This window comes from Bartonella vinsonii subsp. berkhoffii ATCC 51672, assembly GCF_902825225.1.
Lineage (GTDB): Bacteria > Pseudomonadota > Alphaproteobacteria > Rhizobiales > Rhizobiaceae > Bartonella > Bartonella berkhoffii.
Genome location: NZ_CADEAK010000274.1, coordinates 1 through 401 on the forward strand (window position 1 = coordinate 1; position 401 = coordinate 401).

At 44.9% G+C, this 401-nt stretch carries 1 pseudogene; it reads left to right on the forward strand.

What is annotated here, in order from left to right:
* A pseudogene (locus J7R10_RS09240) lies at window positions 1–376 on the forward strand (GTP-binding protein); the annotation flags it as partial.
* Window positions 377–401: the final 25 nt, after the last annotated feature.

Sequence of the window (401 nt, forward strand, 5' to 3'; positions counted from 1 at the left end):
TTATCGTAATTTTGGTATTATGGCACATATTGATGCTGGTAAGACCACTATGACTGAGCGTATTTTGTTTTATACCGGCAAAAATCATAAAATCGGTGAAACCCACGATGGTGCTTCTACGATGGATTGGATGGAGCAGGAGCAGGAGCGTGGTATTACGATTACATCTGCTGCGACAACAACCTTTTGGGAAGGGCGGGATGGTCGGAAGCGGCGCTTTAATATTATTGATACGCCAGGGCACGTTGATTTTACGATTGAAGTTGAGCGTTCTTTGCGTGTTCTTGATGGTGCAATAGCGTTGTTGGATGCGAATGCTGGTGTGGAGCCTCAGACAGAAACTGTTTGGAGGCAGGCTGAAAAATATCGTGTGCCGTGTTCTGTTTGAGCAAAAAAAATGG